The organism is Shewanella sp. NKUCC01_JLK (assembly GCF_019345615.1).
Lineage (GTDB): Bacteria > Pseudomonadota > Gammaproteobacteria > Enterobacterales > Shewanellaceae > Shewanella > Shewanella oncorhynchi.
The window spans coordinates 77136-103173 of record NZ_JAHKRD010000006.1 but is presented as its reverse complement, the minus strand read 5'-3'; the positions used below and the strand labels follow the sequence as shown (position 1 = coordinate 103173).

Annotated in this window: 18 protein-coding genes; 16 read left to right on the top strand and 2 right to left on the bottom strand. The window is 46.7% G+C overall.

All coding sequences use genetic code 11. The features are described 5' to 3' along the window. Positions 1-11 precede the first annotated feature (11 nt). The 9 genes from bamA (at position 12) to tilS (ending at position 12516) form a co-directional block, all read left to right on the top strand. Positions 12-2492, top strand: a complete 2481-nt coding sequence (gene bamA, locus KO537_RS08220; protein ID WP_131523800.1) for an outer membrane protein assembly factor BamA — start codon at positions 12-14, stop codon at positions 2490-2492. A 64-nt stretch (positions 2493-2556) separates the two neighbouring features. Continuing rightward, positions 2557-3054, top strand: coding sequence for an OmpH family outer membrane protein (locus KO537_RS08215; protein WP_028760600.1), 498 nt, complete (start codon positions 2557-2559; stop codon positions 3052-3054). A 3-nt stretch (positions 3055-3057) separates the two neighbouring features. Further along, a complete protein-coding gene (gene lpxD, locus KO537_RS08210; RefSeq protein WP_105249717.1) occupies positions 3058-4083 on the top strand; it encodes a UDP-3-O-(3-hydroxymyristoyl)glucosamine N-acyltransferase in 1026 nt (341 codons plus the stop codon). 31 nt (positions 4084-4114) lie between these two features. Then, positions 4115-4579 (top strand): 3-hydroxyacyl-ACP dehydratase FabZ, encoded by a 465-nt coding sequence (gene fabZ, locus KO537_RS08205; protein ID WP_006080990.1) that lies wholly within the window; start codon positions 4115-4117, stop codon positions 4577-4579. Continuing rightward, entirely contained in the window at positions 4576-5346 is a 771-nt protein-coding gene (gene lpxA, locus KO537_RS08200; protein ID WP_219234225.1) for an acyl-ACP--UDP-N-acetylglucosamine O-acyltransferase, read from the top strand. Before fabZ ends, lpxA begins: the two co-directional genes overlap by 4 nt. A 241-nt stretch (positions 5347-5587) precedes the next feature. Continuing rightward, complete coding sequence (gene lpxB / locus KO537_RS08195; protein WP_168823178.1) at positions 5588-6766, top strand: lipid-A-disaccharide synthase; 1179 nt, start codon at positions 5588-5590, stop codon at positions 6764-6766. Beyond that, positions 6766-7398 carry a ribonuclease HII gene (gene rnhB, locus KO537_RS08190; RefSeq protein ID WP_173245837.1) on the top strand — a complete coding sequence of 211 codons (633 nt, stop codon included), beginning with the start codon at positions 6766-6768 and terminating at the stop codon, positions 7396-7398. The genes lpxB and rnhB overlap by 1 nt, the downstream gene beginning before the upstream one ends. A gap of 163 nt (positions 7399-7561) precedes the next feature. Next, complete coding sequence (dnaE, locus tag KO537_RS08185; RefSeq protein WP_219234224.1) at positions 7562-11035, top strand: DNA polymerase III subunit alpha; 3474 nt, start codon at positions 7562-7564, stop codon at positions 11033-11035. 41 nt (positions 11036-11076) lie between these two features. Next, on the top strand, positions 11077-12516 hold the full coding sequence (gene tilS, locus KO537_RS08180; protein WP_173245831.1) for a tRNA lysidine(34) synthetase TilS: 1440 nt from the start codon (positions 11077-11079) through the stop codon (positions 12514-12516). Positions 12517-12656: 140 nt separating this feature from the next. On the opposite strand, the gene KO537_RS08175 is transcribed toward tilS, so the two are convergent. After that, positions 12657-13547, bottom strand: coding sequence for a GGDEF domain-containing protein (locus tag KO537_RS08175; protein WP_173245828.1), 891 nt, complete (start codon positions 13545-13547; stop codon positions 12657-12659). A 171-nt stretch (positions 13548-13718) separates the two neighbouring features. On the opposite strand from KO537_RS08175, the gene KO537_RS08170 reads away from it, so the two are divergent. Next, complete coding sequence (locus KO537_RS08170; protein WP_173245826.1) at positions 13719-15665, top strand: monovalent cation:proton antiporter family protein; 1947 nt, start codon at positions 13719-13721, stop codon at positions 15663-15665. A gap of 110 nt (positions 15666-15775) precedes the next feature. Here KO537_RS08170 and KO537_RS08165 read toward each other — a convergent pair whose 3' ends face one another. After that, positions 15776-15985, bottom strand: a complete 210-nt coding sequence (locus KO537_RS08165; protein ID WP_006080998.1) for a cold-shock protein — start codon at positions 15983-15985, stop codon at positions 15776-15778. A gap of 566 nt (positions 15986-16551) precedes the next feature. Here KO537_RS08165 and KO537_RS08160 point away from each other — a divergent pair. From KO537_RS08160 to mak, 6 genes are all read left to right on the top strand, one after another. Next, the gene (locus tag KO537_RS08160; RefSeq protein ID WP_251071059.1) at positions 16552-18426 is read left to right on the top strand and encodes a DUF885 domain-containing protein; all 1875 of its coding nucleotides are present in this window, start codon (positions 16552-16554) and stop codon (positions 18424-18426) included. A 262-nt stretch (positions 18427-18688) separates the two neighbouring features. Next, complete coding sequence (locus tag KO537_RS08155) at positions 18689-21910, top strand: DEAD/DEAH box helicase (protein ID WP_219234223.1); 3222 nt, start codon at positions 18689-18691, stop codon at positions 21908-21910. Positions 21911-21960: 50 nt separating this feature from the next. Beyond that, complete coding sequence (locus KO537_RS08150; RefSeq protein ID WP_028760589.1) at positions 21961-22725, top strand: phosphatase; 765 nt, start codon at positions 21961-21963, stop codon at positions 22723-22725. Positions 22726-22731: 6 nt separating this feature from the next. After that, positions 22732-23871 carry a dTDP-4-dehydrorhamnose reductase gene (gene rfbD / locus KO537_RS08145; RefSeq protein WP_219234222.1) on the top strand — a complete coding sequence of 380 codons (1140 nt, stop codon included), beginning with the start codon at positions 22732-22734 and terminating at the stop codon, positions 23869-23871. A 357-nt stretch (positions 23872-24228) separates the two neighbouring features. Further along, positions 24229-25035, top strand: a complete 807-nt coding sequence (gene cysQ, locus KO537_RS08140; protein WP_219234221.1) for a 3'(2'),5'-bisphosphate nucleotidase CysQ — start codon at positions 24229-24231, stop codon at positions 25033-25035. Between the two features lie 61 nt (positions 25036-25096). Next, positions 25097-26014: a fructokinase gene (mak, locus tag KO537_RS08135; RefSeq protein ID WP_173245814.1), complete on the top strand. Its 918-nt coding sequence runs from the start codon at positions 25097-25099 to the stop codon at positions 26012-26014. Positions 26015-26038 lie beyond the last annotated feature (24 nt).

The window sequence follows — 26038 nt, the reverse complement described above, 5'->3', positions numbered from 1 at the left end:
AGAAGTGCTCTATGAGATTGAATAAACTTTTTGCCTCGATGTTATTCGTCGGTGCGTCGTTTTCAGGGACTGTGTTGGCTGATACATTCCAACCGTTTGAAGTGACCGACATCCAAGTTGAAGGTTTGCAACGAGTTGCACTCGGTGCTGCCTTGTTAAGCTTACCAGTAAAAGTAGGTGACACTGTTGACCAGTTAAGAATCCAGCAAGCGATTAAAAGCTTGTATGCATCGACTAACTTTGAAAATGTCTCCGTGAGCCGAGATGGCGGCGTATTAGTGGTGAAAGTCACTGAGCGTCCAACTATCAGTGCGGTGACATTCGATGGCAACAAAGACATTAAAGACGAACAGTTACAGGAAAGTCTGGACGGTTCTGGCGTTAAAGTCGGTGAGTCGCTCGATCGCACTATGTTGACCGGTATTGAAAAGGGTCTGCAGGATTTCTACTACGGCGTGGGTAAATACGGCGCGAAAGTGGAAGCCCAAGTGATTAACTTACCCCGTAATCGGGTTGAGCTGAAATTTAAGTTTACCGAAGGTTTAGCGGCCGAAATCCGCCAAATTAACGTGGTCGGTAACAAAGAGTTCACCGATGCTGAACTGATCGGCATGTTGGAACTTAAAGATTATGTGGCTTGGTGGGATCTGTTCGGCGAACGCCGTTATCAGAAGCAAAAGCTGCAGGCCGATCTCGAGACCATCAAAACCTATTACCACAATAAAGGTTATATCCGCTTCGAAGTCACTTCGACTCAAGTGGCTATGACGCCTGACCGTAAAGGTTTATATATCACCATCAACGTAGACGAAGGTGAGAAATATAAAGTTAAAGAAGTAAACCTGACGGGTGATTTGATGGGTCGTGAAGAGTTGATGAAATCAATTCTGCCAATCAAAGCGGGTGATATGTACAACGGCGGTGATGTGACTTTCACCGAAGAAATGTACAGCAAGTATTTAGGCCGCTTCGGTTATGCTTACCCTGAAGTGAAAACCTACCCTGAAATTGATGATAAGACTAAAGAAGTCACCTTAAACATCAATGTTAAACCGGGTAAACGTGTTTACGTACGGGCGATTAACTTCACTGGTAACACAGTGACTAAAGATGAAGTGATGCGCCGTGAGCTGCGTCAGATGGAAGGCGCTTGGTTAAACTCAGCGCAAGTTGAGCAATCTAAAGCGCGTCTTAACCGTTTGGGCTTCTTCGAAACCGTTGACACTGAAACCATTCAAGTGCCGGGTACCGATGACTTAGTTGATGTTGCGGTTAAAGTGAAAGAGCAGCCATCGGGCTCATTTAACGCGGGTGTCGGTTATGGTACTGAATCAGGCCTGAGCTTGCAGTTTGGTGTACAACAAAACAACTTCTTAGGTACAGGTAATCAAGCGGGTATTAGCTTGAGCACCAACAAGTACTCTAAAAACGTTAACTTATCCTATACCGATCCGTACTGGACAAAAGACGGTGTGAGTTTAGGCGGGAGCGTTTATTGGAGTGAGTTTGACGCCAATGAAGCTAACTTAGAACGCTATAAAAACAGTTCGTATGGTGTGGCACTTAACTCGGGTTTCCCGATTAACGAATACAACCGTATCAATGGTGGTATTGGCTATCGTCACAACACGATCTCTGAGATCTCAGCTTATGAGCAGGCACTGCGTTTCTATAACATCTATCGTGATGACGATCCAAACGCGGACTTAAGTTTCGATAACTTCGAACTCAGCCTGGGCTGGTATCGTAGCACCTTGAACCGTGGCACTTTCCCAACAGACGGCTCTTCTCAGCGTCTGAACGGCAAAATGACTTCGCCAGGGTCTGATTTACAGTATTTTAAGACAGACTTTGACACTAACTACTATTTCCCTGTTAACCGCAGTCAGAGCGTTGTGCTCTTGGCCCGTGGTCGATTAGGTTATGGTAACGGTTATGGTCAATTTAATGATAATGACCAAATTCTGCCTTTCTGGGAAAACTATTACTCAGGTGGTAGTAGCTCGCTACGTGGCTTTAAGTCTAACTCTGTAGGCCCTCGTTCATTCTATCTCTATCGAGGTAGTGAACCGTGTGCACCGGATCCATCGGGCGATGGCTGTAGCTTGCCTGGCGATCCTAATAGTATCCAAGTCAGTTCTGGCCGCTCTATCGGTGGTAATGCCCTTGCAACGGCAAGTATGGAGTTGATTGTACCAACCCCATTTTTGGATGAGGCTTACACTAACTCAGTTCGTACTAGCTTCTTCGTCGATGCGGGTAACGTCTGGGATACTGAGTTTGATTACGAGTCATATCAAACACTTCCGGCGGACGAGTTTGCTAAGTTACAAGACTATAGTGATCCAGCTCGCCTGCGCGCCTCTTGGGGCTTGAGTGTGCAATGGTTATCACCTATGGGACCTATGGTGTTCAGCTTGGCGTGGCCGCTTAAAGAATATGAAGGTGACCAAACGGAGATCTTCTCTTTCAATATTGGCAAAACTTTTTAAAAGGCATACACTCGGCAAGTTTTGCTGACAATAACAAGGTAACAAGGAGTTTATTTTGAACAAGATGGTAAATTGCGCGCTGATGACGTTAGTTTTGTTAGGCGCGCCGTTAGTGGCACATGCTGAGAAAATTGCCGTAGTGGATATGGGCGCTGTGTTTGAACAGCTCCCACAACGTGAACAGATCTCCCAATCTCTGAAGAAAGAGTTTGGTGATCGCGTAGCTGATGTCCAAAAAATGCAAGAAGAAATGCGTTCTCTGATGGAGAAGCAGCAACGTGACGGTGCGTTAATGAACGATGCACAAAAAACTGAGCTGGTTCGTAAAATGGAATCGCTAAAATCTGAATATCAGTTAAAAGGCAAAGCATTGGATGAAGACCTACGTCGTCGCCAAGGTGAAGAGCAAAATAAACTGTTAGTTAAAGTGCAAAAAGCCATCAACACTATCGCTGAAAAAGACCAATATGATTTGGTATTACAACGTGGTGCTGTCATTTATGTTAAGCCTAACGCTGACATCAGTGGCAAAGTGGTTGAAGCCTTAAGCAAAGGCAAGTAATAGATGAATAGTGTGACTTTAAAAGAGCTATGCCTGTTATTAGACGGTGATATCCAAGGCGACGAAACGCTAATTATTAATAGTGTGGCGACCTTAGAAAATGCCAAGGCGGGTCAGATCTCTTTTTTAGCCAACAGTAAATACCGCTCTCAGCTTGAGGCAACTCAAGCGAGTGCGGTGTTATTGTCAGCTAAAGATGCGCAGGATTATCAAGGTACTGCGTTAATTGTAAAAGATCCATATGTCGGTTTTGCCCGTGTTGCTCAGTATTTGGACACGACACCCAAAGCGGCGGTGGGCATCCATCCTTCGGCTCAAATTGATCCTTCAGCCCATTTAGGGGAAGGTGTCGCTATTGGCGCGAATGCTGTGATTGGTGCGAACGTCATTTTAGGTGAAAATGTGCAGATTGGTGCCGGTGTTGTGCTGGGACAAGATGTGGTTATTGGCTCAAAAACACGTTTGTGGGCTAATGTCACCGTCTATCACGATGTGCATTTAGGGCAGGATTGTATTATCCATTCGGGTGCCGTATTAGGCTCAGATGGTTTTGGTTATGCTAACGAACGTGGTCAGTGGATTAAAATTCCGCAGACAGGTGGCGTGCGTATTGGCGATCGGGTTGAGATTGGTGCTAATTCAACGGTAGATCGTGGGGCATTAGGCCATACAGAGATCCACGACGGTGTGATTATTGATAACCAAGTGCAAATTGCCCATAACGATATAATCGGCGAAAATACTGCTATTGCAGGCAGTACTACTGTTGCTGGCAGTGTCACTATTGGTAAATATTGTATTATTGGTGGTAGCTGTGCCATCGCAGGTCATTTGAGCATAGCCGATGGTGTGCATGTGTCTGGTGCTACCAATATCACCACTAATATGCGTGAGCCTGGCTTATACTCTTCTGCCACCGTGGCAATGGACAATAAACTTTGGCGTAAAAATACAGTTCGTTTCCGTCAGTTAGATGAACTGTTCCAGCGTGTTAAAACGTTGGAAAAAAATTTAAAAACACCAGATTAATTGCCCCAAGGCAATTTGAGGAACTCGGTTCGTGTCTAATCAAATGAACACTATGGATATTAAAGAAATACTTAAATATCTACCCCATAGATATCCATTCCTATTGATCGATCGTGTGCTTGATTACACTCCTGGTGTTAGTCTGCAGGCGATCAAAAACGTTTCAATAAATGAGCCATTTTTTCAGGGACATTTCCCGATACAACCTGTGATGCCAGGTGTGCTTATTTTAGAAGCGATGGCACAGGCAACTGGCCTGTTAGCCTTTAAAACGATGAGTAGTGATGTACCACCACCAGGTGTGTTGTATTACTTTGCTGGTATCGATAATGCGCGTTTTAGACGTGTGGTTGAGCCAGGAGATCAAATTCATTTTGATGTCAAAATGATTAAAGAGCGCCGCGGGATTGGCGTTTTCTACGGTGAGGCCAAAGTGGATGGTGAAGTGGTTTGTTCCGCTGAAATCATGTGTGCCCGCAGAGAGATTAGTCAGTGATAGATACATTAGCGTTTGTGCATCCCGATGCAAAAATTGGCAATAACGTCACTATTGGCCCTTGGACCTATATCGGTGCGGGCGTCGAAATTGGTGATGATTGTTGGTTGAGTTCCCATGTGGTGGTCAAAGGCCCAACGATTATCGGCAAAGGGAATCGTATTTTTCAATTCGCCTCCGTTGGTGAAGAATGCCAAGACAAAAAGTACGCTGGCGAGCCGACACGACTGATCATTGGTGACAATAATGTGATCCGTGAAAATGTGACCATTCACCGCGGTACAGTTCAAGATAACAGTGAAACCCGTATTGGGTCGAATAACCTGTTGATGAACTATGTGCATATCGCCCATGACTGTGTGGTCGGCGATAATGTCATCATGGCGAATAACGCATCTATTGCAGGTCACGTGCACGTCGGTGACTGGGCGATTTTAGGCGGTATGACAGGTGTGCATCAGTTTGTGCATATTGGTGCCCATGCATTTACTGCTGGTTGTTCTTTAGTACTGCAGGATGTGCCTCCCTTTGTGATGGCAGCGGGTCAACCGACAGTGCCTCGTGGCTTAAACAGCGAAGGTATGAAGCGTCGCGGTTTTTCTAAAGAAAGCCAGTTAGCCGTGCGTCGTGCTTATAAAACCTTATACCGTAGCAGTTTAACGGTAGAAGAAGCGATTGAAGCATTAGCTGAAGATGCGCAGAACGATGAGCGAGTCAAATTACTGCTTGAGTTTGTAAAGTCATCGAGTCGCGGCATTATTCGCTAACTTGATGACCACATGACAACAAAAGGGCATTTTTATGCCCTTTTGTATTATTGGTTTAAGCCTTTTTTGTGGTAGACGTAGTCGTTAAAAATGCGTTTATTCATCAATGCATTCGACCATAAATGTGCTTAGTCATTAATTGAATCATTAACTTAACATAAGTGTAGGCTTGGAACGATGCATTTTAGGTGCGGTTTACCTCTTCATCCAATGCCATTAATTCATGAGACGTGATTGGTTTATGAGCAATAAAACTCCATTAGTGTTTGCCATGGTTGCCGGAGAACTCTCAGGCGATATTTTAGGTGCAGGTTTAATGGCTGCGCTGCAAAAGACCCATCCCGATGCGCGCTTTGTCGGTATCGGTGGACCCCGCATGGAAGCCCTAGGCTTCAAATCCCTGTTTGCGATGGAAGAACTCGCAGTGATGGGAATCGTTGAAGTGTTATCCCGTCTACCTCGCTTATTAAAAGTGCGGTCATCCTTGATTAGAGAGATCACCGCGCTTAAGCCCGATTGTTTTATTGGCATAGATGCACCGGATTTTAATATAGGCCTCGAGCTTAAACTCAAAGCGCGCGGTATTAAAACCGTCCATTATGTGAGCCCATCCGTGTGGGCATGGCGCCCAAAACGTATATTCAAAATCGCGAAGGCGACCCATATGGTGTTGTCGCTATTGCCATTTGAGAAAGCTTTTTATGACAAGCATCAAGTACCTTGTACCTTTGTGGGTCATACCTTAGCGGATGATATTCCGTTGCGAAGCGATAAAGCGGCGGCGCGCCAGTTACTTGAACTCGATGCCGATGCAGAATATTTAGCGATTCTACCGGGATCCCGTGGTGGCGAGTTAAAGCAATTGGCCGAGCCTTTCGTAAAGGCGGCTTTACTGATTAAACAGAACTTCCCTGATATACGTTTTGTGACGCCACTGGTCAATCAAAAACGCCGTGAGCAATTTGAGCAAGCGCTGAAGGATTTTGCACCGGATCTCGAAATTCATATGGTCGAAGGTCAGTCGCGCGAAGTCATGGCGGCTGCCGATGGCATTTTATTAGCATCTGGCACCGCGACGTTAGAAGCCATGTTGGTCAAGCGTCCAATGGTGGTGGCTTATCGTGTTAGCCCTATGACCTATTGGATTGCTAAGCGCATGATGCAGGTCGAGCGTTTTTCTTTACCGAATCTACTGGCTGGAAAAGATCTCGTCCCTGAGCTCATTCAAGAAGATTGCACGCCAGAGAAAATAGCTGCGGCGGTCACAGTCGAGTTAAATCGAGATTTTACGCCGCTCAAAGCTGAGTTTGATGCCCTGCACCAAGTGTTACGCCGTGATGCGAGCTTAAAAGCCGCTGAAGCGGTAATGGCACTGGTTGAGCCTAAACCAAGTCATGCTAAATCACTGGAGGCTAACTAGTGGCAACTTTTAAAAGTTTAACCGACGCCGATTTGCTGGCCTTTTCGACGGGATTAATTGCTGGTGTGGATGAAGTCGGCCGTGGGCCATTAGTCGGCGATGTAGTGACTGCGGCTGTGATTTTAGATCCAAACAAGCCCATCAGTGGTCTGAATGATTCCAAGAAACTCAGTGAGAAGCGCCGCGAAGCTTTGTTTGATGAGATTTGTGAAAAAGCCCTGTGTTATCACGTGGGCCGCGCAAGTCCTGTTGAAATCGATACGCTTAATATCTTGCATGCCACTATGTTGGCAATGCAGCGCGCGGTTGCAGGGCTTAAAATTGCGCCTGCGTTGGTGTTAGTCGATGGCAATCGCAGTCCGGCATTTGTTGCCCATAATGGCGTCTCACTTACCAGTCACAGTATCATTAAAGGTGATGGTTTAATTGCCAGTATTAGTGCCGCATCGATTATCGCCAAAGTGACGCGGGATCGTGAGATGGATGTGCTCGATGCTGCTTATCCGCAATACGGTTTTGCTAAGCATAAGGGCTATCCGACTAAGGCGCATTTTGAGGCCATCGCCGAACATGGGGTATTTGACCAATATCGTAAAAGTTTCAAACCCGTCAAGGCATTACTGGGACTGTAAGCGCTGATTTTTAGCATTTGACCCAAACAAGCCGAAATAGGTATCTTGAGGTTGTTTGGGTATAAGTTCCCGTTATCCAGCAAAGTCACTGGCTCTGGCTGCGTGACTTTGTTAGTCTGCTTTCTAGTTATTGTTAACCTGCTATTCAAAGATAATCCTAATTATGTCCGATCCTCGTTTTGTGCATCTTCGTGTCCACAGTGACTTCTCTATGACCGATGGCGTGGCCAAGGTCAAGCCTATTTTGGCGCAGGTGGAAGCGCAGGGAATGGCGGCTGTCGCCTTGACTGACCAAAATAACTTTTGTGGTTTGGTGAAGTTTTACAGTGGTTGCCATGGTGCGGGGATCAAGCCGATTATTGGTGCCGATTTTTGGATGCAAGTGCCTGGATTTGACGGTGAATTATGCGCCTTAACCATCATTGCGATGAACAATGTCGGTTATCAGAATCTGACCCAAATCATCAGTCAAGCCTATTTGCGTGGCCAAGTGGCCGGCCGTGTAGTGATAGACCAAGAGTGGTTACTCACTTATAACGAAGGCATTTTGCTGTTATCGGGCGCCAAAGAAGGCGATCTGGGTAAGGCTCTGCTCAAGGGCAATGGCACACAAGTCGAATCTTTATGCGACTTTTATCAGACCCATTTCACTGACCGTTATTTCCTCGAACTTATCCGCACAGGTCGCCCCGATGAAGAGCGTTATCTGCATATGGCTGTGGCCTTAGCGCAGGAGAAGGGCATCCCTGTGGTGGCTACTAATCAGGTGGTGTTTCTTAAACCCGAAGATTTTGATGCCCACGAAATTCGGGTGGCAATTCACGATGGCTTTACCCTTGCAGACCCTCGTCGACCTAAAAAATACAGTGAACAGCAGTATTTGCGTAGCGAAGAGGAAATGTGTGAACTATTCGCCGACATTCCTGCGGCGTTGTCGAACAGTGTCGAAATCGCTAAACGCTGTAATGTAACGATCCGTTTATACGAATATTTCCTGCCCAACTTCCCGACGGGCGATATGTCCATTGAAGACTTTCTGGTCGATTGTTCGAAGAAGGGTCTTGAAGAGCGGCTCGAGTTTTTGTTCCCTGATCCTGAGGTGCGCGCCGAGAAACGCGGCGAATACGATGAGCGCCTCGACATTGAACTTAAAGTGATCAACCAGATGGGGTTCCCCGGTTACTTCTTGATCGTGATGGAGTTCATCCAATGGGGTAAAGATAACGGTATTCCAGTAGGGCCTGGTCGTGGCTCGGGCGCGGGTTCACTCGTGGCCTATGCGCTTAAGATTACCGACTTAGACCCATTAGAATTTGACTTACTGTTCGAGCGATTCCTCAACCCTGAGCGGGTTTCTATGCCCGACTTTGACGTCGACTTTTGCATGGATAGACGTGATGAAGTGATCGACCATGTGGCCGAATTGTACGGCCGCGAAGCGGTATCGCAAATCATCACCTTCGGAACTATGGCGGCAAAAGCGGTTATTCGAGACGTTGGCCGTGTGCTGGGTCATCCCTATGGCTTCGTTGACCGAATTTCTAAACTCATTCCACCAGAACCTGGGATGACGCTGGCAAAAGCGTTTGAGGTCGAGCCAGCCCTGCAAGAATCCTATGATGCCGATGAAGACGTAAAAGATCTGATCGACATGTGTCGCAAGCTCGAAGGTGTGACGCGTAACGCGGGTAAACACGCGGGTGGTGTGGTGATTGCACCAACAAAAATTACCGATTTTGCGCCACTCTATTGCGATGCTGAAGGTAAAAACCCAGTAACGCAATTCGATAAAAACGACGTCGAAACCGCAGGTTTAGTTAAATTCGACTTTTTGGGTTTACGTACTTTGACAATCATCGACTGGGCACTGGAGATGGTGAACAAGGTCGAGGTTAAAAACGGTCGCCCACCGGTGCGCATCGAAGCGATTCCGTTAACGGATGCGGCATCTTTCCGCTTGTTGCAAAAATATGAAACCACGGCGGTATTCCAGTTGGAATCCCGCGGTATGAAGGATTTGATTAAACGTCTGCAGCCCGACTGTTTTGAAGACATGATCGCACTGGTGGCATTGTTCCGCCCTGGGCCTTTGCAATCGGGCATGGTAGATAACTTTATCGAGCGTAAGCATGGGCGCGAAGAAGTCTCGTACCCCGATTCTCAGTACCAGCATGAATCACTAAAAGAACTGCTATCACCGACCTACGGCATTATTCTGTATCAAGAGCAAGTGATGCAGATTGCACAGGTGTTGTCGGGTTACACCCTTGGCGGCGCCGACATGTTGCGCCGTGCTATGGGTAAGAAAAAGCCCGAAGAGATGGCCAAGCAGCGCAGTATCTTTAAAGAGGGCGCAATCAATAACGGCGTCGACGGCGACTTGTCGATGAAGATCTTCGACTTAGTGGAAAAGTTCGCCGGCTACGGTTTTAACAAATCTCACTCAGCCGCCTATGCGCTTGTGTCTTATCAGACCTTATGGCTGAAAACCCATTATCCTTCGCAGTTTATGGCGGCGGTAATGTCGGCCGATATGGACAACACAGATAAAATTGTGACCTTGGTCGATGAATGCGAGCGTATGGGACTACCGCTCATTCCTCCGGATGTGAACAAAGGCTTGTTCAAATTTACCGTCGATGATGATTTGCGCATTGTTTATGGCATTGGCGCCATTAAAGGCGTGGGTGAAGGTCCAGTTGAATCGATTTTAGAGGCGCGAAAAGATGGCCCTTTCGTGGATTTATTCGATTTCTGTGCCCGTATCGATTTGAAAAAACTCAACAAGCGCGTGATTGAAAAGCTGATCTGCGCGGGTGCACTCGATACTCTAGGGCCGCATCGTGCGTCTATGATGGCAACCTTGCCCGAAGCGATTCGCGCTGCCGATCAACATGCCAAAGCCGAGGCGATTGGCCAACACGATATGTTTGGTTTGCTCAACAGTGAACCCGAAGACAGTAAGCAGCAGTTTGTCGAATGTACCCCATGGCCAGATAAAATTTGGCTCGAAGGCGAGCGCGAAACCCTAGGCTTGTATTTGACCGGTCATCCGATCAATCAATATTTAAAAGAGCTTAAGCATTACACGTCCGGTCGTTTGAAAGATGTGCATCCCACCGAACGCGGTAAAACCGCTAAGGCTGCGGGTTTAGTGGTGGCAACGCGAGTGATGCTGACCAAACGCGGCTCGAAAATGGGTCTGTTGACGCTCGATGATAAGAGCGCACGTCTCGAAATCATGTTGTTTACCGAAGCCTTTGAAAAGTTTAATCATCTGCTGGAGAAAGACCGCATCCTCATTTGTGAAGGTGAGGTGAGTTACGATGATTTTGCCGGCGGCAACCGTATGACGGCGCGTAACATTATAGATATCAGTGAGGCGCGCAGCCACTTTGCCAAAGCGCTGGAAATTGATATGGATGGCAGCGAGTTAACGCCATCGGCGTTAGACACTTTCGAGCAAGCCCTAAGCCCGTGGCGTAACGGCGCTGTGCCTGTGGTGATCAATTACACTCAAGCTCAAGCCAAAGGTCAGTTTAGGTTAGCCGATGCTTGGCGAGTGAATCCGACCGATGACTTGATGCTCTCGCTCGAATCGCTCCTCGGGCCAAACAAGGTGAGAATTTTATTCTAATGTTGGTGAATGTCTTAGGTGTAAACAGATGAAGTTAACTTATGTCGGCTAAGTTTGACGAAGCATTGACTGCTGGCGATCTCAGCGCGCATATCTGTGATTTTTTGGCTGCGCAATCCTTAGCGCCTGACAGCAAGTTAGTACTGGCTTACAGTGGTGGGGTTGATTCCGAAGTCTTGGCCTTTGGTTTAAGCCAGTTTGCACGGCAACATCCGGAGTTTAATTATCAGCTAGTGTATGTACACCATGGCCTAAGCGATAACGCTGAGGCTTGGGCACAGCATTGCCTTGAGCGGGGCCAGTATTACGACCTGCCCGTGACGGTTGAGCGAGTCGCGGTTAATCGTGGACCAAGATTGAGCCTTGAAGCCGAAGCTCGAAAAGTCCGTTATCAAGCGATTGAACGGCATTTAAGCGAAAATGATGTGTTATTGACAGCTCACCATGAAGACGATCAGCTCGAAACTATTCTGCTGGCGCTCAAACGTGGTCAAGGCCCGAAAGGGCTGGCGGCCATGGGGCAAGTACAAGCATTAGCACAAGGCAAACAATTGCGGCCGTTATTGGATATCAGCCGTGAGCAGATTGAAGCCTACGCAAAACAGCAGGGCTTAGTGCATATTGAAGATGAAAGTAATCAAGACGATAAGTACGATCGAAATTTTTTACGCTTAGAAATCATTCCCCGCTTAAAAGCGCGTTGGCCGAGTATTGCGACAACTGCGAGTCGAAGTGCGGCATTGTGCGCCGAGCAACAGGCGACGCTGGATTTACAGGTGAGTGAACGTTTACCTTTATGGTTAACCCAAGCGCCTTACCATACTCAAAGTGTATTCAAGCTCGATAGTTTTGCCGAACAGTCAGCCGACTGGCAAGCGTTACTCTTGCGGGGTTTTATTGAATCCCAAGGTTTTGCTTTGCCCTCAAAGGTGCAGCTTAAGCAAATCATCACTCAGCTTCTTAACGCGAAAGACGATGCTAAAGTGCATATTCGAGTGGGTGAGTGTGAAATCCGTCGCTTTGCTAATCAAGTCTATTTATTCAAGAATCAAACTCACAAACGTCACACTCAGCCTGTGAGTTGGACCTTGCCACAGCATGACTTTATTTCTTTATTACAGGGAAATAGTACCGAATTAGTCGTGTCGCCTGCGGGCTTAGCGAATGGTGAGCAGATTAGGCTGATAGTGACAAAACAAGGTCCCAGAGTCCGTTTACCTTGGCCTGATGAAGTCATTAGTGTGCGTTATCAACTTGCGGGGCAATTTCGCTGCCACCCGCATTCTCGGGGTAAGGGGCGAGAATTAAAGAAACTGTGGCAAGAGTTTGCCATTCCGCCTTGGGTACGCGAAAAGGTGGGGTTTGTGTTTTATGGCAAGCAACTGGTGATGGCAATTGGACTGTGGGTTGAAAAGGGCTTTATTGTTGAGTCGAATGGACTTGGTTTACAGGTGTTTGTTGAGGAAGCAAAGGAATTCTAGTCGAGAGTCAATCTTGGAATATTGGTGTGTTCTAGGAAAGCGAGAGGAGAGTGGAACGCAGCGCGTCAGTTTGATTTAGACCTTTATGGGGTACGCGCTGCGAGTGAGTTATCGCATTTCATTTGGCATCCCTGCGCGTGTTAAACCAATTGATTTTGGCTGAGTTTATAGCAGTTACGTCCGGCGGCTTTGGCTTGATAAAGCGCCTTATCGGCAAGTTCATAAAGTTGTTCGGCTTCAATGGTATCGTGTGATTCTGCCGCCCCTAAACTACAGCTCACCCCAAATTGATTGAAACTACTGTGCTGATTGATTACCGAGACAATCCGTTCACATAACAAGCCAGCCGCATGAATATTGCCTTGGACAATAATGACGAATTCATCACCACCAATCCGGAAGGCTTGATCTGTGTTGCGTATGGTTGCACGAATGATGTCACCAAATTCCTTCAGAATATAGTCACCACATTTATGGCCGAATTTATCATTAAGTTGTTTAAAGTTATCAAGATCGAGCACTATGAGAGCGACTGCTCCTTGTTTTCGATGGGCTCTTGCGGTCGCATTACTGAGACTCTGACTGTAATAATGGCGATTGCCTAAGCCAGTGAGCGAGTCAAACATAGCTTGCATCGACATTTCTTGATATTGCAACGCATTTAATAAAGGTTGCAATAACAGCGGTTCAATATCCTGTAAGTTTGAGGTTTGTGATGGCGTAAATGGCGTCACCAGTTGGTACTGAATCGTTAATGGCATTCCTGCACACATGAGCTGTCGTTTGACGCTGATACCATAACGTTTGCCCCAGCTGAATTTGTGCTCACCATAGGTTAAGCGCACGCCTTGGATCGGCAAGTGTTGTCCCAGCACTTTGCCATAGCAGGCAAAGACTGTCCTAGGATCTAAACTGGCGTGCAGTTGTTGGATCACTTGTATTAAGTCCAATGTATTATCATTGGGACTGTAATGTTCTGTTTGATAGCGATATTCGTCGGGATACAGCTCGGTCGCTAGGCCAAAGTCCATAATCATCACTCCAGCAAATGTTAGTGCGATACATCTCTAACCTAGTCTAAGCAAATACCGTGCCGCAATATTTGTTAATAAAATTTGTCTTTGTTAGTCATTCAGTTAAGCTTAAAACTGAGAGTTAGATTTTTTGACACGTCAGCATTTTGACAGGAGTCATAGCGCCCAATGGAACATAGCTTTTTAATCCAAGTATTACTTATGCTCGTGATTGCCATTGTGGCCATTGCTGTGCTGCGCCGTTTGGGCCTACCCGCAATTCTGGCTTATTTACTCACAGGGGTCGTGAGTGGCCCGAGTGGTTTTCACTGGTTTACCCAGCATCAAATGCAATCTGTCGCCGAGCTTGGCGTAGTGCTGCTGATGTTTACTTTAGGCTTAGAGTTCTCTGTGCCGCGGCTGTGGGCCATGCGCCGCACTGTATTTGGCTTAGGCAGTGCACAGATGGTGATCACGACCCTGTTGACCATGGGCGTGGCCCTATTGTGCGGCTTGAATTGGGTTGAAGCCTTGGTTATCGGTGCTGCCATCGCGTTGTCATCTACTGCTATTGTCCTTAAATTACTCAATGAGCAAGGATGGCTGAGGCGCCGCCACGGCGAACTCTCCGTCAGCGTGCTTTTGTTCCAAGATTTAGCGGTTGTGCCGTTGTTGATCCTATTGCCATTACTGGCCAATGGCGGCGAACCTTTGATGGTCGCGGATATCGCCTTTGCCTTGCTCAAAGGCATATTGGCCTTTTTCCTCTTAATGGCGTTTGGTAAGTGGGCGTTGCCGCGGATATTTGATGAGGTTGCGCGTTCTCGCTCCAATGAGCTGTTTGTATTATCGACCTTAGTCGTTGCGCTTGTCACAGGGGCTTTTACTCAGTGGCTAGGATTATCTATGGCGCTGGGGGCATTTATGGCGGGTATGCTGCTGGGAGAAAGCCAGTATCGCCGCCAACTTGAGGCGGATATACGACCGTTTCGTGATCTATTGATGGGGCTGTTTTTCATCTCCATTGGCATGATGCTGGACTTTACCTTAGTGATACGTTTCTGGTGGCAGATACTGCTGATCTTAGTGGCTGTTGTGCTAGGTAAGGCGCTGATCATTCATGGCATTTTAAGATTAGTAGGTGAGCCTTTTCGAATTGCGATGAGTACGGCTATGAGCTTAGCTCAAGTGGGGGAGTTCAGTTTTGTGGTATTGGCTTTAGCGGTCAACTATCAACTTTTAAATAATGAGATCAGTACCATATTAGTCATGGTCGCCGTGCTTTCCATGGCAATAGCTCCTTGGTTAGTTCGTCATAGTGTGGATATTGCTAAGTGGGCGCTGGGGATCCGTCAGGCAAAGCATGTGGATGAAGCTGTGCCATTGATGATGGATGATCATGAGCTGGTGATGATTTTTGGTTACGGCCGAGTAGGACAAACCATTGCCCGTTTTTTAAAAACTGAAGCTGTACCTTATCTGGTATTGGATCTCGATCCAACGCGCGTCACTGAAGCGCGTCGTGCGGGCGAACCTATTTATTTCGGTGATGTGTGTAAACGGGCAATTTTAAAACAAATGGGCGTTAAACAGGCCAAGATGATCGTTATCACTTTTTGTGAGTCACGTAGTTTAGAAGAAGTCTTACCTTTATGTAAGTTATTGGCACCAGAGGCTAAAATTTTAGTTAGAACCAAAGACGACAGTGATCTAGACTTGCTTAAAAAGGCGGGAGCTAATCAAGTGATCCCAGAGTCTTTAGAGGGGAGCTTGATGTTAGTATCGCAGGTACTACACCAATGTGGTGTGCCATTGGCACGGATCCTAAAACGGCTAGAATCTGAGCGGCGCAATCATTATCAATTTTTACACGGCTTCTTTTCCGGTACAGAAACTGATTTTACTTTAGAGTCATTGCATGCGGTGGCATTACCGCGTGGGGCTGATGCGATTGGTAAAACCGTTGCCGATATCCTGTGGGAAACATTGAAAGTAGAGTTAAGGGCGATTCGTCGCAATGGCGCTGAAGTGGAACATCCTGAGCAGGACTGGGTTTTTCGTGCAGGGGATATCTTACTGATAGTGGGTAAACCACGACGACTTGAGAAAGCTGAGGCTAAGCTCCTACATGGCTAAAGGCCTGAGGTTCACTCTTTTGAGATGGATGAAAATGCAGATATAAAAATGCCGACATAGTGTCGGCATTTTTGTCTGGAACTTGTTAACTTAAATTAGACAAAGTCTAATTACAGAATAACTACGTTCGCAGCTTGAGGACCTTTTTGGCCTTGTTCGATGTCAAAAGAAACCTTTTGACCTTCAGCAAGAGTTTTAAAGCCTTCTGAAACGATTGCGCGGAAATGAACGAATGCGTCAGCGCCACCATTGTCAGGAGAAATAAAACCAAAACCTTTATCTTCGTTAAACCATTTAACTACACCAGTAGTTTTAGACATGAATGTCTCCAAAATTTTCAAACAAATAATTCGCAATTATGCGGTATGTTAGCCAGAAATAGAATTATTTACATTGATGATAAGTTATGAGTGGAAAGCTTCATGACAGCAAAAAAAATATTACAGGCGTAGCGAAGGTTTTCAAATACATAATATTGCTTATAAATAGGTCTGAATCACAGGCCGGAGTGCAGATTAACATACTCTAGGGGTTTGTATAGTTTTATTTTTAAATACTTCTCATATTGAAACTGCTTTTTTGCGACTTATTGAGTGCGGAATTAGATATAACTCTTAATATTCAAAGCAATAGGTTTTATGTTTGATTGTTATCTAGTGTAAAAGTTTTTTTATGTTTGCCACGACTGACTTGCGATTAACCTTTCAATCCGTTCCATTAGGTTTAAATGCGGCTTGTATGCTTAGGTAAGGATTCTGTCATGATTCGTTACGTTATTGAATTGTTGCTTATTTGTGGTTAATGGTATTCTCGTCATCCAATAAAAACGTGCTTGAGCTATGGATTCAGGGCGATAACTTTAGATTGAATATAATAAGAATGGAGAATGACGTTGAAAACAGTACTAAAACGGATTGGACTCGGCAGCTTAGTCTTAGTGCTGTTATTAGTGGCGCTGGCCGCCCATGAATGGTTTGCGAAAAAGCCGTTTTTCTTTCGCGCATTTCTAGACCGCAGTGTGGTCAAGATGGCTTTCGAAAGCCCTGAGACCTTAACCTCATTGGGTTTCTTAGAATCGGTAGGGATTACAGGCCATAACGCCGAGTTGGATGACGATAGTCCAGAGGCGATGGATAAGACTTTCGCGCAAGTGCGAGATCTGCGTGAAACCCTATTGAGCTATTCCGATGCGGATTTAGATGAAAATCAACGTATCTCCAAGGATATTGCCCTATATCTTGCCGATTTCGCATTGGTCTCTGAGCCGTATCGTTACCATAACTATCCGCTGAATCAGTTATTTGGCGTGCAAAACGGGTATCCAAGCTTTATGCAGGCGCAGCACCAAGTGCATTCTGTGGGCGATGCAGAAAATTATCTGTCGCGTTTACAAAAGGTGAAACTTAAGTTTGCGCAAACTCTCGAAGGTTTAAAAATTCGTGAGGCTAAGGGGATTATTCCGCCTAAGTTCGTGATTGAGCGGGTGCTCACCGAGATGAATGATTTTGTCGCGACGCCAGTGCAAGACAATATTCTCTACAATTCCTTCAAAACTAAATTGGCTGACACGGATATCAGTGCCGATGAGCAAGCACGGTTATTGGCAGCGGCGGAAGCGGACATTAAAGGTTACGTGCATCCAGCGTATCAATTATTTATTGATTATTTTACCCAGCTACAAGCCAAAGCTGGGACGGATGATGGTTATTGGGCGCTGCCTAATGGCTCCCTTGCCTATGAGCAACTGCTGAAGTTCTTTACGACCACTAATTACACTGCGGATGAAATCCATGCCAAAGGGCTCGCAGAGGTAGATCGCATTCAAAATGAAATCATGACTATTTTAGCCGCTGAAGGTTACGATATAAGCCAAGGTTTCTCGGTCGCGATTGAAGCATTAGCCGCCGATCCTAAGTTTTACTACGAGGATAGCGATGCGGGTAGGGCGCAAATCCTCGTTGATTATCAAGCGATTCTTGATGAAGTGAATGCGGGACTCGGTGATGCCTTTCGTATTCGACCCGAAGCGGGCATGGAAGTGGTGCGTATTCCTGAATTTAAAGAGAAAACAGCACCGGGTGCCTATTATCAGCAGCCCGCGATTGACGGTAGTCGTCCAGGGCGTTTCTATGCCAATTTATATGATATCAAGGCCACGCCTAAATACGGTATGCGCACTTTAGCCTACCACGAGGGGATCCCTGGGCATCATTTCCAAATTGCGGTGGCGATGGAGTTAGAAGGTATGCCACTTATTCGTAAGATGGCGCCTTTTACGGCGTACATTGAAGGTTGGGCTTTATATAGCGAACGTTTGGCGTGGGAGCTCGGTTTTCAAAAGGATCCCTTTGATAATATTGGTCGTCTGCAGGCAGAGTTGTTCCGCGCTGTGCGTCTAGTGGTAGATACAGGTATTCATCATAGCCGTTGGACTCGCGAGCAAGCGATTGACTATATGAAGAAAAATACTGGCATGTCCGATCGTGATGTCACGGCAGAGATTGAGCGTTATATCGTTATGCCAGGTCAAGCGACGGCTTATAAAGTCGGCATGATGAAAATTCTCGAACTGCGCGAAAAAGCCAAGTTGGCCTTAGGTGATAAGTTCGATCTCAGGGATTTCCACGATGTAGTTCTGAAGAATGGTGCAGTTCCTTTGGATATCTTAGAAACATTAGTCGATCGCTACATTGCTGATAAAAAAAGTGCTGATACAAAAAAGGCTGAGGCTAAAGCCACTGACGCTAAAGCGAAAATTTAGCGTTTGGCGGTAACAGTTAATGCTTGGCTATTAATAGTAAAGCATTGTTTATCAATTGCTTATATCTAAGTAAGGCCAGTTCCATGTCTGCGGATAAGTTTGTTATTTTATCCTGCGGGCATGGTGGGGCTGTCTATCGTGGCTATCATTCTGGCTTTCGGCCAAGGCTTTCAATACAATCCCACACAACTTATTGATAAATGTCGCGCGGCAATGGCTTACTATTGCTCGGAGTTGATATTTTTAGTTTCAAGGTTTTTACATGAATCGCTTGTCCCCCCAAGATCCTATCCAATTGACTCGAACCACGATTGAGTCATTATTCACGCCGCCAACCTTAATGCGCGCCCGTGATTATGTGATGAAAGGACGGGTGTTGAGCGCCAAAGCGAACGCCGATTTTCGTCATATTGAAGGTCGTGTCATGGGGACGGAATCCCAGCCCTATCGGCAGGATATTCGCCTTGTCAGCATGAACCATAAGTTGATCATGAATGGCTTCTGTTCATGTCCCGCCACTGGGCATTGCAAACATATTGCTGCCGTACTTTACAGTTTACTGAGTGATAGAACCGTTGAAGATCAACGTATTGCTCAGTGGTTACATCTGCTAGACGAAAGTGATGATCTCACGGTTTCAAATGTTGATTTACTCTACGACGATCGCGTGCTGTACGTGTTATCTAAAGATGATAACGGTGTGTTTCTTGAGCTAAGAAAAGGCAAGTTGGCGAAGAATGGTGGCTATAACAAAGGCTCGAAAATCGCTTTATCCGACGTGCAATATTACATGCCCGCTTGGATTGGCGCTGAAGACGTGCTCATCATCAATCTCATCATGTCAACTCGTCGCCACGGTGCCTCTCGTCTGTATCTTAAAGCTCAGTTAGGTGCCATGGCACTGGAAAAAATGCTCGTCACTGGTCGGTGTTTTTGGGAGGAGAGCCGTTTACCGCTCACCCGAGGTGAAGCGAGCAAGCCCGAATTCATTTGGCTAGATAAGGATGCCGAGCATAAACAAATGCAGTTAAGGCTGCCCAATAAGGACAATTGGGAGCTGATCCCCTGTGAGCCACCGACTTATATCGATTTAGATTATTTTAAAGTTGGCGCATTGGACACAGAGATCAGTGTTGAAAAGCTGTTATTACTCAGTCAGATGCCGCCAGTGCCTAGCTCACAGATTGAACTGGTGAGCCACAAACTGATTAAGCATTTTTCGGTGAAAATGGTACCTACGCCGGCTTTGATTGATTTTGTCGAGCTGCAAGTGCCGCTTCAAGTTAGGTTGACCTTAACATCGCAGGATTTACCTGAGTTTGCTATGGCGCAGCCATTAGTGCTGCTGGAGTTTATCTATCAAGATGTGGTGCTCGGCGGTCAGTATCCCGACGAGCCCTTGTCTTTAGTCACCCATCAAGGCAAAACCTATCAAATCGCGCGTCAACTTGATGCGGAAATGGATGCGATTAATCGTTTGATGGCATTGGAACTGGTGGAGCTGGCGCCTTCTTTTATCCCTAACAGTGGCAGCTATATCAGTATTTGGGGGTTAGGTTCACTGCCTGAAACGATTGATGCTTGGTTGCACTTTATTCAACAGGAAATCCCGGCGCTAGAGGCTTTAGGTTACCAAGTGCATTTTGCCGACAATTTCAGCTTAAATGTCATTGAGACTCCGCTGGCGATTGAGCTGGATGATACGCAAGAGGGTTGGTTTTCTCTGTCACTGAATGCTGACATCGATGGTCAAATAGTGCCTATGCTGCCCTTAATTGCCACTTGGCTTAAGCAGTACGGTGAGCCCGCCGATGATGCAGAACTGCTGTTACCCAGCCCAAATGGTGATTGGTTAAAAGTCAAAGCCAGCGTGATTAAGCCGCTGATCAGCATTATTTTAGAACTATTCGATAGCCACAAAGGCAATAGCGTGTCTTTGCCTAAATACCGTGCCCACCTATTAAATGATTTTGCCGACAGTGATATTCGTCTGCTTAATGGTGAACGAGTGCGCAGTTTAGCGACTAAGCTCGAAAATTTTAACGGTGTGTTAGAGGTCGCAGTCCCAGACAACTTAAATGCTGAGTTACGTCAGTATCAACAGCAAGGGTTGAATTGGCTCTGTTTCTTAAAGGAATATCAGCTTGGCGGTATTTTGGCCGATGATATGGGGCTGGGTAAAACCATTCAAACCTTGGCTTTTTTACTTAAGCAGCAAGAACTAAAATCCACGGTGGCAAGTTGTTCACCGAGTTTAATTATTTGCCCAACGAGCTTGGTGGGCAATTGGGCGAAAGAAGCCGCGAAATTTGCGCCATCGTTAAAGCTTGTCGTCATTCATGGCGCCTTGCGTAAGCCTTTGCTCGAACGCTTAAATGAGTTTGATATTGTGGTGACGACCTATCCGCTGATCGTGCGCGACAGTGACTATTATCAACGGCAGGTGTTTGAACATATCGTGCTCGATGAAGCACAGCAGATAAAAAATGCGCAGGCGAAAGTGACTCAAGTGATTAAAGATCTTAAAGCGCCGTTTAGATTGTGCCTGTCGGGTACGCCGCTTGAAAATCATTTGGGTGAACTTAAGTCTTTGATGGATTTTTGTTTGCCCGGACTACTCGGCACGAATGTTTTTTTTAACAAATCCTTTAGGCACAAAATTGAACGTTATGGCGATATGGAGCAAGCGCAAATCTTGAGTCAACGGATTGCGCCTTTTGTGCTGCGCCGAACCAAAGATGAAGTGGTCGGTGAATTACCCCCTAAAACCGAAATCTCCCAGAGCTTAGAGTTAGAAAAAGATCAGCGAAATCTCTACGAGAGTATTCGACTGGTGATGGAGAAAAAACTGCGGGATTTATTTGCCACTCAAGGCGTTGGTAGCAGTCATATTGAGTTTCTCGATGCCTTACTTAAGCTACGCCAAGCCTGCTGTGATCCGCGTTTGGTGAAGTTAGAGCAAGCGCAGAAAGTGAAGAATAATGCTAAGTTAGATTGGCTGAAACAGAACTTACCAGAAATGGTGCAAGAGGGGCGTAAGATATTGATTTTCAGCCAGTTCACTAGCATGCTCAGCTTGATTGAAGCTGAGCTGGTGGACTTGGGGCTCGATTACAGTAAGCTCACAGGACAAACTCGCCTGCGCCAAGCGCAGATAGATAAGTTCCAAGAGGGCGACACGCCTGTGTTCTTAATTAGCTTAAAAGCGGGCGGCACTGGGCTCAATCTCACCGCGGCGGATACTGTGATCCACTATGATCCCTGGTGGAATCCGGCGGCGGAAAAACAGGCTACGGATAGAGCCCATCGTATCGGCCAAGATAAGCCTGTGTTTGTCTATAAGCTGATTGCAGAAGGTACAGTAGAAGAGAAAATCCAAGAAATGCAGCAGCATAAGCAAAGTCTGGCGGACAGTATTCTCGAAGGTAAAGGCAAGGGCACATGGCAAGGAAGCGCCGATGAACTGTTATCGCTCTTTAGCTAAATCGTGGCCAGTTTTTCTAAATTGATTGAATCATTTGACTGAGGTGAACCATGCAGTACCAAGTCGACACTCATACCCATACTGTGGCTTCGAGCCATGCTTATAGCACGATTCATGACTACTTAGCGGTGGCAAAGCAGAAGGGGATTCGCCTATTTGCCACCACAGATCATGGGCCTGCGATGGCCGATGCACCGCATTTTTGGCACTTTGTGAATTTAAGAGTTTTGCCACGTATGGTTGATGGCGTCGGGATTTTGCGGGGTATCGAAGCCAATATCAAAAATATCGACGGCGAGATTGATTTCTTTGGTGATTATTTAAAGCAGCTCGATATTGTGCTCGCAGGATTTCATGAGCCCGTCTATCCTCCGTCAGATAAAGCGACTCACACAGAGGCCATGATTAATGCGATTAAGAGCGGCAAGGTTGATATCATTACTCATCCGGGAAACCCCGCCTATCCAATTGATATTGAAGCCGTTGCCCGCGCCGCTGCTGAATACGGTGTGGCGCTCGAAATTAACAATTCCTCCTTTGAAGTGTCCCGTAAGGGCAGCGAAGCCAATTGCACTGCGATTGCCAAAGCGGCCAAGGAATTTGGCACGATTTTAGTTATGGGCTCTGATTCCCATGTGGCTTTTAGCTTAGGCGGTTTTGCGCGGGCGCAAGCGATTATCGATGAAGTGGCTTATCCGCCATCACGATTACTCAATCGTAGTCCTTCAGCACTCTTAGCCTTTTTAGCCGCCCGTGGCCATGAAACCGTTGCTGATTTGATCCCCTTATTCAGTGACGATGAGCCATGCTGTTGATTAGTGATGAAAATAGTGGCAACTAAAGTGACGCCACTTCAATGCGGGGCGGCGAGTGCCACAGACGCTAACACTCCTCAAGTGGTGTTAATCACTGGTGCGAAGAGTCAGCTCGCTCAAGCCTTGCTGAGAGTCGCTGCCGATATTGGTGAGCTAGCCCCAAATACCAGCACAAGTACAAGTACAAGTACAAGTACAAGTACAAGTACAAACTCAGTCGTACCACTTAAGCTTTATGCGCTAAGTCGTAGTCAGTTAGACATTACCGATGCCGCCAATATTGCTGCCGTGTTTACTCAATATCGACCAAGCTGGGTGATAAATTGTGCGGCCTATAATGCAGTGGATGCTGCTGAGCATGATGCAATCGAAGCGAATGGCGTGAATGCACTCGGCCCTGAGTTATTGGCGCAGCAATGTTGGCTGTCGGGGGCGCGCCTACTGCATGTGTCGAGCGATTATGTGTTTGGTGGTCATGCTGTTTGTGATGTTAGAGAAACTGGCGCTGAGCAGTATCAAAATCCAGACTCAGCTTCAAATCATTTACCAAGGCCATTTGTTGAAATTGATGCTCCCGAGCCGTTGTCTGCTTACGGTACGAGTAAGTTGCTCGGCGAGCAGAAGGTATTGGCGGTTCTGGGCGAGGATGCAACGATTGTGCGTACCTCATGGCTCTACGGTCAAGATGGGCATAATTTTGTCCAAACCATGCTGAACTTGATGCGCACTCAACCAAGCTTGGAGGTGATAGTCGATCAAATCGGCTGTCCGACGTGGAGTGATGCACTCGCTAAGGTGATTTGGCAATTAGTCATGCAACAGTGCTCGGGCGTATTTCATTACAGCGCCCAAGGCCAATGCAGTTGGTATGAATTTGCCTGTGAAATCCAGCGACAAGCCCTAGCGCTCAATCTGTTAAGTCAACCTGTGGTTATCCAGCCGATTACCAGCGCTCACTATGCTAAACAAGCATTAAATCGCGGCGTGAGTTTGGCAAAAAGACCGAGTTATAGCGTGTTGAATAGTGCCAAAGTACAGTCCGCTTTGGCTGTCAATACCGCACTGCCTATGCCTGATAACGTCGTATGGCAAGATTGGCGTCAGCAACTGAATTGCATGTTGCGACGCTATCATGACGATAATTAGCGTGACTCACATTTGGGTTTAGGCAGCTTTAATCACGATTTAAGCGTTTACGTCATCGTAGTGATTAACGCTTTCGAAAACAATAAGCCCACCAATAATCAGATTTAAGCGACAAATGTAGACTATCAATATGAAAACATAGGCTGTGAATACGAATGCAGCTGGACTTAAGCCTCTTCTCAGCGCCAATGGCTTGCCTTAGTATCGTAATTACTTTGTTTATCTGTGGTTTTGCGCGCCGCGGTTTAAGCCGCGAGTCTTAGTCTATTTTGCTTGATGTATGATGAATTTGTTCTAAATTCCCCTTGGATGACAATGGCATAATGCCAAGATATTTAATGCATTAAGGAAGTTTCAGTGACAGACAAGACGACAATAGCGCAGACATTGACCAAACAAGATCTACAGCAAGTGGTCGCGATTGCCAAAGCGGCGGGCGATGCCATCATGACGGTTTATGGTCAAGATGACTTTTTGGTGAGCCATAAGGGGGACGATAGCCCTGTGACGGCCGCCGATTTAGCCGCGCACCACGTGATAGTGGCGGCATTGGCAAAGCAGTTTGTCGGTATTCCTATTATGTCTGAGGAAGCGGCGGATATCGCGTGGGACGTGCGTCGTCAATGGCAAACCTATTGGTTGATTGATCCTTTAGATGGCACTAAGGAATTTATTAAACGCAATGGCGAGTTTACCGTCAATATTGCGCTTATCCATCAAGGGGTTGCTATCGCAGGTGTAGTATATGCGCCTGTGCTCGATACGTATTATTACGGCGCTAAACATTTAGGTGCGTGGCGCCAACAAGCGGGTCAAGAGAGTCCCTTATTGGGCGCCAACACGCCACGCGAAATGCCGATGATTGTCGGCAGTCGCTCGCACTTGAGCCCAGGCTTAGCGCAATATTTACAACAGTTTGGTGAGCATGACATCTTAAGCGTGGGTAGCTCGCTTAAGTTTTGTATGTTGGCTGAAGGCAATGCCGATCTGTACCCCAGACTTGGCCCAACCAGCGAATGGGATACTGCGGCGGCGCAAGCTGTGCTCGAAAGTGCAGGCGGCACAGTTGTCTGTTATGACTCAGGTGAACCATTAACTTATAATCAAAAACCTGACATTTTAAACCCTTACTTTATTGCCACAGCTCCTGGCTGGGTAAAATAACGATTGCCTTTCACCAATATCACTTGATGAAAGGGTAAGCTAAACACTGGAGTAGTAATTCATGATGCGCATGGGCGTCGATTTAGGCGGAACAAAAATAGAATTAGTCGCACTGAGTGATGAGGGCAATGAGCTATTTCGCAAACGTGTGACGACGCCACGTGACTATCAGGGCACGCTTGCTGCGGTGGTTGATTTAGTTAAGGAAGCGGAAGCGACTCTTGGCGAGAAAGGCACTGTCGGCGTGGGTATTCCAGGTGTGGTATCGCCCTATTCAGGTTTAGTCAAAAATGCTAACTCGACGTGGATCAATGGTCAGCCCCTCGATGTACATTTAGGGGAATTGTTGCAGCGTGAAGTGCGGGTTGCCAATGATGCAAACTGTTTTGCGGTATCAGAGGCGGTCGATGGGGCAGCCGCTGGCGCTTCTGTGGTGTTTGGCGTGATTATTGGTACTGGTTGTGGCGCGGGTGTGGCAATTAACGGCAAAGTTCACGGTGGTGGTAATGGTATCGGCGGTGAATGGGGTCATAATCCTTTGCCTTGGATGACCAAGGAAGAGTTCAATACCACCCGATGTTTCTGTGGCAATCCCGATTGTATCGAGACCTTTATCTCTGGCACTGGCTTTGTGCGTGATTATAATGCGGCTTTGACGGCAGCAGGTACAGTGCGTGCTCCTGCCAAATCAGGTGCCGATATTATGTTGTTAGTCGATGGAGGTGACGCCATTGCGGTTGCTGCGTTTGATCGTTATATGGATAGACTCGCTCGTTCACTCGCCCATGTGATCAATATGCTCGATCCCGATGCCATAGTGTTGGGCGGCGGAATGTCGAATGTCGCGGCGATTTACCCAAGATTACCAGCATTGCTGGCCCATTATGTGGTGGGGCGTGAGTGTCATACGCCTGTGGTGCAGAATCTATACGGTTGTTCATCGGGTGTGCGCGGTGCCGCTTGGTTGTGGGAAAAGTGATCCATTATTGAAGATATAAACTCA

Coding starts and splice junctions, on each gene's coding strand:
- KO537_RS08175 (WP_173245828.1), bottom strand. CDS start 13,547: ATGGACTTTGGCCTAGCGACCGAGCTGTATCCCGACGAATATCGCTAT.
- KO537_RS08150 (WP_028760589.1), top strand. CDS start 21,961: ATGCAGTACCAAGTCGACACTCATACCCATACTGTGGCTTCGAGCCAT.
- KO537_RS08155 (WP_219234223.1), top strand. CDS start 18,689: ATGAATCGCTTGTCCCCCCAAGATCCTATCCAATTGACTCGAACCACG.
- tilS (WP_173245831.1), top strand. CDS start 11,077: ATGTCGGCTAAGTTTGACGAAGCATTGACTGCTGGCGATCTCAGCGCG.
- bamA (WP_131523800.1), top strand. CDS start 12: ATGAGATTGAATAAACTTTTTGCCTCGATGTTATTCGTCGGTGCGTCG.
- KO537_RS08160 (WP_251071059.1), top strand. CDS start 16,552: ATGACGTTGAAAACAGTACTAAAACGGATTGGACTCGGCAGCTTAGTC.
- KO537_RS08170 (WP_173245826.1), top strand. CDS start 13,719: ATGGAACATAGCTTTTTAATCCAAGTATTACTTATGCTCGTGATTGCC.
- lpxD (WP_105249717.1), top strand. CDS start 3,058: ATGAATAGTGTGACTTTAAAAGAGCTATGCCTGTTATTAGACGGTGAT.
- KO537_RS08215 (WP_028760600.1), top strand. CDS start 2,557: ATGGTAAATTGCGCGCTGATGACGTTAGTTTTGTTAGGCGCGCCGTTA.
- mak (WP_173245814.1), top strand. CDS start 25,097: ATGATGCGCATGGGCGTCGATTTAGGCGGAACAAAAATAGAATTAGTC.
- KO537_RS08165 (WP_006080998.1), bottom strand. CDS start 15,985: ATGTCTAAAACTACTGGTGTAGTTAAATGGTTTAACGAAGATAAAGGT.
- rfbD (WP_219234222.1), top strand. CDS start 22,732: ATGAAAATAGTGGCAACTAAAGTGACGCCACTTCAATGCGGGGCGGCG.
- lpxB (WP_168823178.1), top strand. CDS start 5,588: ATGAGCAATAAAACTCCATTAGTGTTTGCCATGGTTGCCGGAGAACTC.
- dnaE (WP_219234224.1), top strand. CDS start 7,562: ATGTCCGATCCTCGTTTTGTGCATCTTCGTGTCCACAGTGACTTCTCT.